11 protein-coding genes and 1 pseudogene are annotated in these 14,406 nt (G+C 69.5%); 8 read left to right on the top strand and 4 right to left on the bottom strand.

Going from position 1 to position 14,406, the window contains the following annotated elements:
- The first annotated feature begins 29 nt into the window (after positions 1–29).
- From ACQPY0_RS56235 to ACQPY0_RS56220, 4 genes are read left to right on the top strand one after another with little or no spacing between them, the layout of a single operon-like run.
- Entirely contained in the window at positions 30–947 is a 918-nt protein-coding gene (locus tag ACQPY0_RS56235; RefSeq protein ID WP_432981245.1) for a carbohydrate ABC transporter permease, read from the top strand.
- Entirely contained in the window at positions 937–1,815 is an 879-nt protein-coding gene (locus tag ACQPY0_RS56230; RefSeq protein ID WP_432981242.1) for a carbohydrate ABC transporter permease, read from the top strand. Before ACQPY0_RS56235 ends, ACQPY0_RS56230 begins: the two co-directional genes overlap by 11 nt.
- Before the next feature lie 26 nt (positions 1,816–1,841).
- Complete coding sequence (locus tag ACQPY0_RS56225) at positions 1,842–3,356, top strand: alpha-N-arabinofuranosidase (protein ID WP_432981239.1); 1,515 nt, start codon at positions 1,842–1,844, stop codon at positions 3,354–3,356.
- 35 nt (positions 3,357–3,391) lie between these two features.
- Positions 3,392–7,300, top strand: coding sequence for a carboxypeptidase regulatory-like domain-containing protein (locus ACQPY0_RS56220; protein WP_432981236.1), 3,909 nt, complete (start codon positions 3,392–3,394; stop codon positions 7,298–7,300).
- A 399-nt stretch (positions 7,301–7,699) separates the two neighbouring features.
- Here the strand turns inward: ACQPY0_RS56220 and ACQPY0_RS56215 are convergent, their stop codons facing one another.
- Complete coding sequence (locus ACQPY0_RS56215) at positions 7,700–7,939, bottom strand: hypothetical protein (RefSeq protein WP_432981233.1); 240 nt, start codon at positions 7,937–7,939, stop codon at positions 7,700–7,702.
- Positions 7,940–8,231: 292 nt separating this feature from the next.
- Here ACQPY0_RS56215 and ACQPY0_RS56210 point away from each other — a divergent pair, with 292 nt between their 5' ends.
- The 4 genes and pseudogenes from ACQPY0_RS56210 to ACQPY0_RS56195 form a co-directional block, all read left to right on the top strand.
- The gene (locus tag ACQPY0_RS56210; RefSeq protein WP_432981230.1) at positions 8,232–8,645 is read left to right on the top strand and encodes a twin-arginine translocase TatA/TatE family subunit; all 414 of its coding nucleotides are present in this window, start codon (positions 8,232–8,234) and stop codon (positions 8,643–8,645) included.
- Between the two features lie 465 nt (positions 8,646–9,110).
- Positions 9,111–9,950, top strand: coding sequence for an undecaprenyl-diphosphate phosphatase (locus tag ACQPY0_RS56205; RefSeq protein ID WP_432981227.1), 840 nt, complete (start codon positions 9,111–9,113; stop codon positions 9,948–9,950).
- A gap of 225 nt (positions 9,951–10,175) precedes the next feature.
- A complete protein-coding gene (locus tag ACQPY0_RS56200; protein ID WP_432981224.1) occupies positions 10,176–11,255 on the top strand; it encodes a ParB-like protein in 1,080 nt (359 codons plus the stop codon).
- Between the two features lie 219 nt (positions 11,256–11,474).
- Positions 11,475–11,688, top strand: a pseudogene (locus ACQPY0_RS56195) (DDE-type integrase/transposase/recombinase); the annotation flags it as partial.
- Between the two features lie 45 nt (positions 11,689–11,733).
- On the opposite strand, the gene ACQPY0_RS56190 reads toward ACQPY0_RS56195, so the two are convergent.
- The 3 genes from ACQPY0_RS56190 to ACQPY0_RS56180 form a co-directional block, all read right to left on the bottom strand.
- Positions 11,734–12,498, bottom strand: coding sequence for a hypothetical protein (locus ACQPY0_RS56190; protein WP_432995930.1), 765 nt, complete (start codon positions 12,496–12,498; stop codon positions 11,734–11,736).
- Positions 12,495–13,124 (bottom strand): RNA polymerase sigma factor, encoded by a 630-nt coding sequence (locus ACQPY0_RS56185; RefSeq protein ID WP_432981221.1) that lies wholly within the window; start codon positions 13,122–13,124, stop codon positions 12,495–12,497. Before ACQPY0_RS56185 ends, ACQPY0_RS56190 begins: the two co-directional genes overlap by 4 nt.
- A gap of 395 nt (positions 13,125–13,519) precedes the next feature.
- Positions 13,520–14,395: a terpene synthase family protein gene (locus tag ACQPY0_RS56180; RefSeq protein ID WP_432981218.1), complete on the bottom strand. Its 876-nt coding sequence runs from the start codon at positions 14,393–14,395 to the stop codon at positions 13,520–13,522.
- Positions 14,396–14,406: the final 11 nt, after the last annotated feature.

Genomic DNA, 14,406 nt, shown 5'->3' with positions numbered 1-14,406 from the left:
CGGTGGGCTGGCTCCCACTGGAGGACGGCATGACCACCGCCACCCTGACCCCGGCCACCGGGCGCGCGGCGCCACCCCGGCGTCGGCTGCGCCTCAATCCGGCGTACCTGTACGTTGCGCCGAGCCTGCTGCTGATCGGCGTCTTCATCGCCGAGCCGATCGTCCGCTCGGGCTGGATGAGCCTGCACGACTGGACCGTCGGTGAGCAGACCCACGCCTGGGTCGGCCTGGGCAACTACCGCGAGCTGCTGGGCGATGAGCGGTTCCGCAACAGCCTGATGGTCACCGGCCTCTACACGGTGGTCGTGACGACCGGGCAGGTACTCGGCGGTCTGGCCCTGGCGCTGTGGCTGCGGCGCACCACCTGGCTGACCTCGCTGCTGCGATCGGCGTTCTTCTTCCCGACCATCGCCTCGTTCGCCGTCGTGGGCGTGGTCTGGAAGTTCCTCCTGGACCCGCAGGTGGGTCTCGTCAACGCCTGGCTGGAGGCCGTCGGGCTGACCGGTCCGGGCTGGCTGACCGACACGAAGCTGGCGCTGCCCACCGTGATGGCGGTCGGCATCTGGAAGGGCGCCGGCTTCTCGATGATCGTGCTGCTCGCCGCCCTGCAAGGGGTGCCGCACACCCTCATCGAGGCGGCCACGCTGGACGGTGCGGGACGCTGGCAGCGGCTGCGCGCGGTGATCCTGCCGGAGATTCGCCCGGCGCTGCTGTTCACCACGGTGATCTCGACCGTCACCTCGCTGCAGCTGTTCGACCTGGTCTATGTGATGACCGGCGGCGGGCCGCTGTTCCACACCGAGTCCATCGTGGCCTACCTCTATCAGCGCGGCTTCGTGGAGTTCCGGTTGGGCTACGCCAGCGCGATCGCCTGGGTGCTGTTCCTGCTGATCCTCGCCGTATCACTGCTACAGCTGCGGATTGCGAGGCACGACGATGACGACTGAGACGGTCGCACCGGTCGCGGCGCCCGCCTGGCTACCGGGTGCGCTGCGAGTCCTGCGGCACATCGTCCGGTACGCCGCCTGGGCGGTGCTCGCCGTCGCCGCGGCCGCCACCATCCTGCCGTTCGTGTGGATGGTCGGGGTCTCCCTGCGTACTCCCGCCGACCTCTACGCCGACCCGGCGCGGCTGTGGCCGGGCCACTGGAGCGTGGCCGGATTCCAAGCGGTCGTCACGCAGCTGCCGTTCGCCCGGCTGGCGTTCAACACCTTCGTCTTCGCCGGGGGAACCACGATCCTGCTCGTGTTCCTGGACTCGCTGGCCGGCTACGCCCTGGCCCGGCTGACGTTCCGTGGCCGCCAGGCGATCTTCCTGGTCATCCTGGCCACGCTGATGGTGCCGTTCCAGATCACCATCATCCCCGTCTTCCTCACCCTGTTCGACCTGGGCTGGCTCAACACGTTCGAGGGTCTGATCATCCCGCGGGCCACCAGCGCGCTGGGCATCTTCATGCTGCGCCAGTTCTTCCGCACCCTGCCCCGCGAGCTCGACGAGGCCGCCCACATCGATGGCGCCAACAGTTTCCAGATCTACTGGCGGATCGTCCTGCCGCTGGCGCGGCCCGCGCTGGCCTCGCTGTTCGTCATCCAGTTCATGGCCCTGTGGAACGACTTCCTCTGGCCGCTGGTCGTCTCCAGCACCCTCGACATGCGGACACTGCCGTCCGCGCTGACCCTGTTCGCCAGCCAGTCCGGCGTCGACCACGCCGCGCTCATGGCCGGCGCGGCCATCTCGCTGGCCCCGCTCGCCGTGGCGTTCCTGTTCGCGCAGCGCTTCTTCGTACAGGGCATCGCCACCACCGGCCTCAAATGAACCCGAACCAGATAGGAAGTACCGTCGTGCTCACCTGCACTGTCACGCTCGATCCCGCCTTCGGCATCGCGGCCGTGGACCCGCGCCTGTTCGGCTCGTTCGTCGAGCACATGGGCCGCTGCGTCTACGGCGGCGTCTTCGAGCCGGGCCATGCCGAGGCGGACACCGACGGGCTGCGACTCGACGTGCTCAAGCTGGTCCGGGAACTGGGCATCACCACCGTGCGTTACCCGGGCGGCAACTTCGTCTCCGGATACCGGTGGGAGGACGGCGTCGGCCCGCTCGCCGAGCGTCCCCGCCGGCTGGACCTGGCGTGGCGGTCGGTGGAGACCAACGCCTTCGGGGTCAACGAGTTCATGACCTGGACGCGCCGCGCCGGGGTCGAGCCGATGATGGCGGTCAACCTCGGTACCCGTGGCATCCAGGAAGCCTGCGACCTGCTCGAGTACACCAACCACCCGGGCGGCACGCACTGGTCCGACCTGCGCCGGGCGCACGGCGTCGCCGACCCGTACGGGATCGAGCTCTGGTGCCTGGGCAACGAGATGGACGGCCCGTGGCAGGTCGGCCACAAGAGCGCCGATGCCTACGGTGCTCTGGCCGCCGAGACGGCCAAGGCGATGCGGCAGGTCGACCCCGGCATCAAGCTGGTCGCCTGCGGCAGCTCCAACGACCGGATGCCCACCTTCGGCTCCTGGGAGGCGACCGTCCTCGACCACACCTTCGAGCACGTCGACTACATCTCGCTGCACGCGTACTTCGAGAAGCACGGGGACGACCGGGCCGGATTCCTCGCCTCCGGTGCGGCCATGGACCGGTTCATCGACGGCGTCGTCGCCACCGCCGACCATGTCGCCGCCAAGAAGCGTTCCCGCAAGCGGCTGAAGCTCTCCTTCGACGAGTGGAACATCTGGTACGAGAGCCGGTTCGCCGGGCACACCAACCTCGAGTGGGCGCAGGCGCCGCGGCTCATCGAGGACGAGTACACCGTCGAGGACGCGGTCGTGGTCGGCTCGCTGCTGATGAGCCTGCTGCGGCACGCCGACCGGGTGGGCGTCGCGTGCCTCGCCCAGCTGGTCAACATCATCGCCCCGATCCGGGCCGAACCCGACCGCCCGGCGTGGCGGCAGACGATCTTCCACCCGTTCGCGCTCACCGCCCGGCACGCCCGGGGCAACGTCCTGCGCGTCGAGCCGATCACTCCGACCTACGACACGGCGCAGCACGGTGACGTGGCGGTCGCCGATGTCGTCGCCACCCACGACCCCGAGACCGGTCACGTGACGGTCCTCGCGGTCAACCGCAGCGAAACCGACGCTGTCACACTCACCGCCCAGCTGCGGGCACTGCCCGGCCTGCGGATCGTCGAGCACCTCGTCCTCGGCGGCGTCGCCGACGAACTGCTGCAGACCAACAACGCCGCCGACCCCGACCGCGTCCAGCCGCGGACCGGCAACGCCAGCACCCTGACCGACGGCGAGCTCACCGCCGCGCTCCCGCCGGTCTCCTGGACCATGCTCCGCCTCGCACCCGCTGCCTGACCCAGGGCAGCGGCACTCCCAGCGAAGGAGACGCCATGCACCGCCCGCTACTTCGCACCCTCTCCATCCTGTGTCTCGTCGCGGCCGCCACCGCGATCCCCAAACCGGCCGCCGCCGCCGGCGCCAACCTCATCTCCGTCGACGCGAGCGCGCCGACCGGGGTGATTCAGCCCGGTGTCACCGGCCAGATGATGGAGTGGGCCTCCGACGAGATGAACGGCGCCTGGGCCGAACGTGTCGCCGACCGCTCCTTCGAGAGGGAGCAGGTGACGTCGGCCCGCAGCACCCTCTACGACGGCTTCAACGGATCCACATTGGACGCCTCCCGGTGGACGCCGATGAGCCTCGACGGCGCGCCCGCCGGCACCGTCGCCGTGACCGGCGGAAACGCGGTGATCACCGGGAGTGCGCCGGGCCGGTACGGCATCATGAGCAACCCGATCCCGCAGAGCCGCTACGCGACGGTGAGTGTGGAGACGAAGATCGTCTCGTACACCGGGACCAACGCCATCCTCAGTGTCTACGGCGGGACCGGGGCCGGCGACTTCAGCCACTTCGCCGAGTTCGCGATCGAGGGCGGCGTGCTGAAGGTCTTCGCCGACGGCCAGCCCGTCTGGACCGGCGGCGCCGCGTCGACGCCGGCCACCCTGCGTGTCGACGTCTCCGGACTGGCCGGAACCGCCCGTACCCTCGGCTTCTACTACAACGGCACGCTCGTGTACACGCTGTCGGGCTTCACCGGCCTGCCCGGAACCTATCGCGCCTTCCTCTACGGCTGGAGCGGCACGGTTACCGCGGACTACCTCACCATGACCCCGGACGCGACCTATGACGCGTTCGAGGGAACGGCCCTCTCACCCCGGTGGACACCCACCCGGCTGGAAGGCGCCACCAACGGTACGGTCGCCGTCGGCGGCGGCAACCTCACCGTCACGGGCGCAGCGAACTCCCGCTACGGGGCGCTGTCGGACTACATCCGCAACAGCTCCACCGACTGGACCACGATCGACGCCCGGCTGACCGGCGTCAGCGGCACCAACGGGCTGCTGAACATCTACGGCGGCACCGGCGCGGGGGACTTCAGCAAGTTCGTCGAGTTCGGCGTCGAAGGCGGCGTCGCCCGGGTCTTCACCAGCGACGGCACCGGCAACTTCACCGGCGGCGCGGTCGCCCTGCCCGCCACGCTGACCGTCCAGATCAGCCCGTACTGGTCGAACGGGCGGCTGTTCCGGTTCTTCGTCAACGGCACCAAGGTCCATGAACTGGCCACCCGGTTCGACGTGCCCGCACCGGACTTCCGGATGTTCCTGTACGGCTACGGCACCTCGACGACGACCTGGGACTCCGTCAATGTCCGGCAAGTGCACATGCTGGACCGCTGGGACAACCATTTCGAAGGCGGGCCGGGCATCAGCGCCGCCTGGACCAACTCCACCCTCGCCGGCGGCTGGGGCACATCCAGCATGTCCAACAGCGAGATGGTGATCAACGGCGCCGCGAACAGCCGCTACGGCATCATGTCCCAACCGGTCTCCGAGTCCGACGTCTACGACTACACCGTCGAGGCCAAGCTCGACTCGTACACCGGCACCAACGGCCTGCTCAACATCTACGGCGGCACCGGGCGCGGCGACTTCTCCAAGTACGTCGAGTTCGGCGTCGAAGGCGGGACGCTGCGCGTCTACGGCGACGGCGTCACCCCGTGGACCGGCCCGGCGATCAGCCTGCCCGTGGTACTGCGCATCGAGGTCGGCCGGTGGACCGGCGGCGGGCGGACCGTGAACTTCTTCGCCAACGACCGGCTCGTGTACAGTCTCGCCGCAACGACAGCGGTCCCGAACGGCGACTACTCGGCCTTCCTCTACGGCTGGGGCACCTCCGTCACCAAGTGGGACTACCTCACCTGGTGGCGCACCGACGGCTGGGCCGAGGACGGCTACGCCGACCAGGCCGTCTACAGCCAGGACCGGACCGGCTACAACGGCACCTACGCCCAACGCATCGACATCGCCCAGCACACCACCGGTCGCAAGGGCCTGCGCCAGGGCAGCATCGCCGTCACCGCCGGCCGCGCGTACCAGGTCAGCGCCTACCTCAAGCAGACGGCCCTGAGCAGCCCGGTGACTGTCACGCTCGGACCGGACGTGGGAGACAGCGCGAGCTATCCCGCGTACGCCTCCACGACGTTCAGCGGCATCGGCTCCGGCTGGAGCAAGTTCACCGCGACCCTGACCCCGACCACCACCGACCCCTACGCGAAACTGTTCCTCGGCACGGCCGGCACCGGAACGCTGTGGATCGACATGGTCAGCGTCATGCCGCTCGACCCGGCCGAGGTGACGCTGGGCGGCTGGCGCAAGGACTTCGTCGACGCGCTGACCGCGCTGAAGCCCGGCGCGATCCGCTGGCCCGGCGGCATCATCGCCGACAGCTACACCTTCACCGACGGCATCGGCCCGCGCGACAACCGCCCGCCCATGCACTACAACCAGTGGGACGCGCTCTGGCTGAGCAACGACGTCGGCACCGACGAGGTCCTCGCGCTGGCCTCAGCCCTCTCGATCCCGGTCTATCTCAACGTGAACTGGGGCCGCGGAACCCCGGCGACGGCCGCGAACTGGGTCGAGTACACCAACGGCAGCACGGCCACGACCTACGGCGCGCAGCGCGCCGCCAACGGCCGCAGTCAGCCGTGGAACGTCCGCACCTGGGAGATCGGCAACGAGGTCTGGGGCTCGTGGACGCCCGGCTGGACGTCGGCGGCGAACTACGCCGCCAGCTACAACACCTTCCGGGACGCGATGGCCGCGAAGGACTCCACGATCGCGTTCATCGGCGAGGGCGGCGACGGCACCAACAACGACCAGACCTGGAACACCACGGTCCTGAGCACCTCCGCCAGCCGGATGGACCACCTGTCGGTGCACTACTACAGCCCGCAGCCACTGCCCGCCAACTACGACAACCTGACCGTCTACCAGGCGTCGGTCGGTGCACCCGCGGTCATCGGCGACCGCATGGCCACCGCCACCAACACCATCCTGGCCAGCGGCGGCGGCCGCGACATCAAGCTCGCCGTCACCGAGCAGAACGCGATGTACTTCAATGAAGAACACCGCCGCACGCGTACCCTCGAAGGTGGCCTGCAGGAAGCCGGGCTGCTCAACCTGTTCATGCGCCGGGCAGACGTGAACGAGATCAACGGTGCGTCGGCGCTGGTGAACTTCTGGGACGGCAGCGCGATCCGGCTGGCCAACCGGGGCAGCTTCGTCACGCCGGGGTACCTGGTGCAGAAGCTGGCCGCCACCCAGCGCGGCCCGCTGCTGCTCGACACCACCGTCGCCGGCCCCACGTACACCGCCCCCGCGCTGGGCAACCTGCCCGCCCGAAGCGGCGTGCCGATGCTCGACGTCACGACCACCCGGTCGGCGGACGGCACGAAACTGTACCTGTCGGTCGTCAACCGCGACCCGGCCGCCGTTCAGACCTCGACGATCAACCTCACCGGCGCCGGCACGATCGGGTCGACGGCAAGCGTCGCCACGGTCAACTCGCCCGGCTACCTCGACCAGAACAGCTGGCAGAACCCCGGCCTCATCCAGACCGCGACCAGCACCATCACCGGCGTCGGGGCGAACTTCGACTACACGTTCCCGGCCCACTCATACACCGTCATCACGGTCACCATCGGCGCGAGCCCGGTCAGCGCGCCGACGATCATCGGACGGGTCACCACCACCAGCGGCACGCCGATCCCGGGTGCCACAGTGGACGCCGGCGGCGGGCGCACCGGCACCACCGACGCCGCGGGCTACTACCGCATCACCGCGCCCGTCGGCACCTACACGTTGACCGCGTCCAAGGCCGGCTACACCACGAAGGTCCGCACTGCGGTCGAAGTCTCCACACTCGGGGCAACGCCGCTACCGTTCCGGCTCAGCTGACAGACGCTTCCGGAGTCGGCCGCCTCGCCGTATGGTTCTCGGCGATGGCGGCCGACTGTCGGTCCAGGTGCGACACAGTGTCGCCGCAGCCGTGAGAAACGGCGTGCTCACGGTCCGCGGTGGGGTACCGACCTGCCGGAGCCTCATTGGCCCGCCGATCGGGGCCGGGGCCGCCCGTCGGCTGAGCCACAGCGGTCATTTCCCCGGTCCTGAGCGCCGCCGCGTGACCAGTTCAGGCCGGCCCCACAGGTTCTTGATGGTCATGGCGAGGAGTTCGACGGCGTGGCTGTGCTCGGCGGTGCCGGTGAGGCCGTCGCCGCCGAACGCGTAGGCGTCGTTGATCTTGTCGTGGCCACCGGGGTAGCGCTTGGCGCCGTTGTCGTATGGCGGGATCTTCGCTCAGGTGTCGCGGGGGATGGAGATGAGGAACGCGGCGTTGTGGCTGGCCGGGATGTGCAGGATGAGGATCGAGTCGGCGCGGACGAGTTCGGCGGGGTCTTGGCCGGGGCGGGCATCGATGCCGATAAGGAGGATGTTCTTGGCGCCGGTGATGTCGACGTGGCCGCGCTGTTGGGCCTGTTTGCCGGTGTCGCCGAGCAGGTTGCGGGCCGGCCAGGGCGACGAGCAGGCCCAGCGCACCGCGCCAGGCCAGCGCCGCTCCGGCCGGCCAAGTGGTCGTGGTGGCGGTGCGGCATGCCGTGCTGCGGCGGGCGACGCGTTGGTGCAGGCGCGCAGTCTTGCAGACTGTCCCGGCGAGCGGTACGCCGTAGCGGCGCCACCACCCCGCCGGGTGAGCGGGCCGGTGTCACGGCCGTACGGCGCTGGTCGGCCGGCAGGGCGAGGCTGTGCCCGGTTGACAGTGTGCGGGCAGGCTGGACCCGCCGGGTGAGCGGGTAGGGTTGCTGCCGGGGCGCGAGGAGGGGGCGGCACGATGGGTTTGGAGAACCTCGGCGGCTGGCACCTGGTGGTGATCGTCCTGGTCGGGGTGCTCGTCTTCGGGCCCGACCGGCTGCCGAAGGCGATCAGCGACGGGCTGCGGATGCTGCGCACCGTGCGGCAACTGGCCCGCAACGCCGCCGGTGACCTCGGCCGGGAACTCGGCACTGACCTGCAGTTGGAAGATCTGCATCCGAGGACGTTCGTGCGCAAGCATCTACTCAGCGAGGCCGACGAGGCGGCCCTGCGCCAGCCGCTGCAGGGCCTCTACGACGACGTGCGCGGCGTGGCGCACAGCGTGCACCGCGACGCGGAGGCAGCCGCGGCCGCCGCCAGGAACGTCACCCGGGACACGGCCGGTCCGGCGGTCCCGCCGGTGACGCGTCCCTCGTGGGACGAGGCCACCTGATCCCGACGCCAGCGCTGGCAACCCGGCGCGGCGGCGATCGTCCTGCATGGATGCGGTCAGCCGAAGACGGCGACACGTTTCTGCACGATGCCACCAATCGTGGTGAACTCGCAGCCGCCGGTGACCGGACTCGCGGCCAGAGCCCCGCACCCCGACGATCCCGTTGGCCGGCGGCGCCCAGCCGGTGAGCCGGGCGGTGGGGTCGACGGCGGCGAGTTTGATTCGCGTCGCGGCCCCGTCGGTACAGATGCCGTGCGCCTGGTTGCGGCTGGTCGTGCACGCCGCCGCAGGGCTTGGGCGAGGACCGGCTGCCCCAGGGTCAGCACGGCAGGGAGCTTCCGCAACCGCCTGAATGAGTCCCCTGTGGACACCCTCCGGTAAGAGCTCGAAACGCTTCCGATCGTACCGATGAAAGGGATTCCTGATGGTGATGTCCACTGTGGAGCATTCGACAGGTGGGCTGTGATGGGCTGGTTGCAGGCGGTGGTCTTGGGTCTGGTGCAAGGCTTGACGGAGTTTCTGCCGATCTCATCGAGCGCGCATCTACGCCTGGTGTCGGCCGGGCTCGGGTGGCCCGATCCGGGTGCGGCGTTCACCGCGGTCAGCCAGCTGGGCACCGAGACCGCAGTATTGATCTACTTCCGCTCCGACATCGCGTCCATCGTCCGCGCGTGGACGGTATCGCTGTACGACCCCCAACGACGCAAAGACCCGCAAGCCCGGCTGGGGTGGTACGTCATCGCCGGCACCATCCCGATCGCAGTCCTGGGGCTGGCACTCCAGGACGCCATCGAGACCGCGTTTCGCGACCTGCGGCTGATCGGCACGACCCTCATCGTCTTTGGACTGGTGCTGGCCATCGCCGACCGGCTGGCCCGCAACACCAAGGCCATCAGTGAACTGACGCTGCCACACGCGCTGGGCTACGGGTTCGCACAAGCGCTCGCGCTCATCCCTGGCGTATCCCGGTCCGGCGGCACGATCAGCGCCGGCCTCGCCCTCGGATACCGGCGCGAAGCCGCCGCCCGCTACTCGTTCCTGCTGGCGATTCCCGCAGTGCTGGCCTCGGGACTGCTCGAACTGACCAAGATCGGCGACGGCGGTGCAAGCCCGGCCTGGGGCCCGACCATCCTGGCGACGGTGATCGCCTTCGTCGTGGGCTACTCCGTGATCGCCTGGTTCCTGCGGTACATCTCCGCCCACAGCTTCGTCCCGTTCGTCGTCTACCGCGTAGCCCTCGGTGCGGTCGTGGTCGGGCTGGTCAGCTTCGGCATCCTGGCGCCGGACGCGGGCGCCAACAGTTAGTTAGCGGTTTTGAAGACCCAGTCACCAGGCCCGGCTCAACGGTGCCGGGCCTGGTGTCCCTATCAGCGGCCGCGCGATTTCAGTGCCTTGGGGGAGTATCCGCTGAGGTTGACACAAGATCGTTTCCTCGGATTTACCTGCATGTCATGGTGGCGCTTTCGCGCGTTGGATGATCACCACGACGCTCGGCGTCAACATCAACACTGCCAGTGAGGAGCACGCATAATGCGCTTCAGATCTTCGTCGCGCCGTGGCGCGGTGCTCGGGGCGGCGGTCGCCGTCGCGGTCGGGGCGGGGCTCGCCGCACTCGCGCCGGTCGCGTTCGCCGCCCCCGGGGCGCCGGGTACCCGGCCGGCGTTCTGCGACCACGACCAGCGCAAGACGCCGTTCGCGCAGTACCTGTGTGCTGAGGCCGATGACCTGCTCGACGTTCGCATCGGCGACGTGCATCCGACGCAGCCGTCACTGGGTTACGACGAGGTCTACTACAAGCTGGGCCGCTACACCCTCGGCAAGGACGCGATCAACAAGAAGTTCGACGACTGGTGCGAGGCCGACGGCCGGATCGCGGCCGCGACGGCCGCACCCGGCGCTCGGCTGGACGACCCGTCCTCCTTCACCTGCCAGCTCGCGGTCGGTGCCGAGACCACAGACAGCGTCGCCGCCATGAAGACCGTGGTCATCGGACCCGGCGGCGAGCCGTTCCTCACCGACGGGCACCACACGCTCACGTCCTTCTACGAGACTCCCGACGGCGGCCCCGACATGCATGTCCGGCTGCGCGTGCAGGCCAACTACAGCAGCCTCACCCGGCAGGACTTCTGGGCACAGATGCAGGCTCACAAGTGGGTGTACCTGCGTGACCCGCAGGGCAATCCGACCACGGTGAACAAGCTGCCGACCAGCGTGGGGCTGGCCAACTTCACCGACGACAAGTACCGCAGCCTGCTCTACTTCGGCCGCGACATCGGCTACGCCCAGAACGGGCTGCCGTTCCAGGAGTTCTACTGGGGCAGCTGGGTCCGCGACGCCAAACCGATCGACCTGACCACCTGGAACCCGAACGACCACGCCAGCTACCTGGCCACCGTCAAGGCACTGACCGAGACGATGACCGCACTGCCCAAGGCCACCGTCGTCGACAGCGGCTTCACCGCCACCGAGCTCGGTGCGCTGGATCAGTGGAACAACGGCAAGGCCGCCAACAAGGGCGAGTTCGACAAGCTCAGCAAGCCGTACTCCGACGCCAAGCCCGGCAAGCTGGCCTACACCCTCGAGTACAAGCGGGTGCACGGCCTCGGCTGATACTCGCCCGGCCTCGACGGCTGCACACCGAACAGGGCTAGCTGCGCCCAAGCCGCTCGGCGACACTCGCTCGCCGAGCGGCTTCGCGTTCTCCTGGGCGGTCGTCGTCATTGCCGCTTCGAGCTTGACAGCACGGGCGGACTCCAAGCCAGCGCCGTACAGTGGCGGCGCGGGCCCCGACCAGCGGGCGTGCCTGCCGCAACGGCGTCACGTTGGCCGGCGAGCGCCGCCCGGTTCTGCCGCCATTCACCCGGTGACAGGTGGCATTCGATAAGATCTATGTCAGGGTCAATGGGGTGTGGTGGTACGTGGACCGGGCGGTTGACCAGTATGGGCAGGTCATCGACGTGCTGGTCTCGAGGTGATCACCGGCGCCGCCTCGGTCTACCCTGGCGTGCTGGATGAGCTGATCCCGCAGGCGTGGCGGCAAGACGAGCCGGGGCGGGCAGAATTCCTGCCCGCCCCGGCTCGCTGGGATTCAGTGGCTGGGGCGGACGGTCGGCTCCTGACTCGGGCGGCCGGTTGGGTGATCGGTGGGGGCGCCGGTCGGGCGATCGGTGGGGGCGCCGGTGTGGTGGGTCGTGGCGGCACCGGCCGGTTGGCCAGTGGGGGCACCGGTCGGGTGGCCGCCGGGGTGGGCGGACTCGCTGGCGGAGGCGGCGGAGAGCGTGCTGCAGTACGCGTCGACCTTGTCCTTGCCGCCGGCGGCGGTGATCAGGGCGCTGAAGGCCGGGTTCTCGAGGGCCTTGCCGTGCTCGGCGCCGGCGCCGGCGGTGTACGCGTGGCAGAGCCCGACCAGCGAGGGTGACGGGTCGGCGCTGGAAGGGCCGTGGCCGGACGCCGAGGGGCGTGCCGACGCGTTGGAGATACCGGCCGATGCGGCGGGGTTGGCGTGAGTGTTCAGCGGGTTGGGCAGGTTCCCGGTGCTGGCGGCCAGGGCCACCCCGCCGGCGCCGACCGCGACCACGGCGATCGCGGCGGCCTTGACGGTGAGCAGCTTGACCAGGGCAGTTTTGATCACTGATTGTCTCCGTGAAGGTGGGACGGGATCGAGCTGAGCGGCCCGGAACCCGGCCACGGCCTGTTGCAGGCCGCTGAGCTCGGCCGGCTGGGCTGAGCCGGCCGAGCTGGCGAGTACGACGGCCAGCAGGTGGTGCTGGTCGTCGACGCGGTCGCCACCGGCACCGGTGAGAAGGCGCTCGGCGGTGGCGGCGGTGATGCGGCGGGTTCGACGGTTCCTCATCTCACTTGTCCCGGCGCCGGAGCCGAGCCGGGCGTTACACCGGGCCGGCCAGAGTTGCGTGGAAGTTGGTCCAGAAGCGCGGCGAGCTGGCGTAGGCCCCGGTGGGCCGCGACCCGGACCGCGCCGGGGCGTTTACCCAGCACCTGAGCCGCCCTCTTGGCGTCGAGGCCCACGACGACCCGCAGCAGGACCGCCTCGGCTTGGTCGCGGGGCAGACTGGCGATCAATGCCACCGCCTGGTCGGTGGAGATCGCCTCGACCGCCTGATCGCCGGCGTCGGGCTGGCCCGCAGGCAGTTCGGCCAGCTCCTCGATCGGGGTGGCCACGGCCGGCCGGCGGCGGTGATGGCGCAGGTGGTCAAGGGCGCGGTGCCGGGCGACGGTCGCCGCCCAGCCGCGAAACCCGGCGGCGTCGCGCAGGCCGGGCAGGTCGCGGGCGATGTGCAGCCACGCCTCCGAGGCGACGTCTTCGGCATCGTCACCGACCAGCGCCCGCAGATAGCGCAGCAGACCCGGCTGTACCGCCACATAGAGCGCCGCAAACGCCGCTTCGTCACCGCGCTGTGCCGCGATCACCGATGCGGCCAGTTCATCCGGTGAGCCCGATGCCGGTCGCGGTCGTGTCACCGGCCATCCCCACGCCCGGCCCTCATGGCCGGACCTGCCGGCGGTGTCGGCGCGCGCGAACGGCCGTCCGGATTTTGTCACCCCAGATGACAGCAATGACACATCCACCCATCTGCACGCAAGCGGCTCCGAGCTTCCGTGGTTAAGGCGTCGGCGGCGCTGTCCGCGTTACACACAGTGGACGGGCGGCGTGTGGGGTTCCATACCCTGTCATCGACCCTGAGCGGGTCCTTCTACGCGGCTCGTTCGTACTCGTTGATCAGCCCGCCGAGGACTGGGCGGCGTTTGACCCGCTCGTGGGTCAGGTCGACGATGGGCCGGTCGGGATCGTGGAGGCTGCAACTGCTCAACCAATACCCGCACGGCTCGCAACGGATCCGTCGAGGTCGGGCCGGTCAGCGGCTGCCCCAGTAGTCAGCCAGGCCGTAGAAGCCCTGGTTGAACGTGATGTGCCTGCTGAGAAAGATGGCGAGCGGCCGGTTCGTCGCCATGAGCGGCGCGAGCCGCAGTTCGGCCTCCTCGATCAGCGCGACCAGCCTGGCGTCGACGATCTCCCGCCCGACGCCGAGCAGCAGCACGTTGACGTCGCCCCAGGTCACGTCGCGGTGATAAGTGCCGTAGTCGTTGAGGATCCGGATGATTTGCTGGACCAGCCGGCCGGCGGCGACGAGATCATCGATGTCGGTGACGGGTGCACCGGTCGTGGCGATCCAGTGCGACAGGAATACCAGCGAGTATCCGAACTCGGCCTGGGCCAGGTATTCGTCCAATGTGGGCAGTGGGGCATCCGGGGCGGCTTTCCACTCCCAGTCCCGGACCATCGACGCGAGCATCCGGCGAACGTCGTCCTGCCAGATCTCCGCGAGCTGGGGAAAAGCCGGCGAGGTGGCGAGTTCGGCGCGAATGTCGGCGAGGAAGCCGGCCAGCGGGTCGTCCGGGGGCGCGGGTGCGCCGTCGACGACCGCGAGGCAGCGCGCGACGATCGAGTCGATCTCGCCCCGGGAGGTAGCGAGAAGGTCCATCAGCCGATCGACCCCGAAGATCCACATCGTGATGCGGTTGGCCGGGCGGAGCTGGTCGGCGGTCAGCCACGGCGCGCAGAACGTGTTGGCCAAGGCGATCGTGCTGAAGAAGGTTGCGTCGAACGGCTTGGCGGGGAACAACTCCGGGTATGCCTCGGCGCAGGCGATCAGGTCCCGCTGGACATGACTGGCTACCGCGCAGACCGCACCTGCCTCCCGTGGCGCGAGGAGATCGGCGATTGCGGTCACGGATCGATCAT

Source organism: Dactylosporangium sp. CA-233914 (assembly GCF_050942935.1).
Lineage (GTDB): Bacteria > Actinomycetota > Actinomycetes > Mycobacteriales > Micromonosporaceae > Dactylosporangium.
This window is presented reverse-complemented; position numbering and strand designations above follow the sequence as displayed.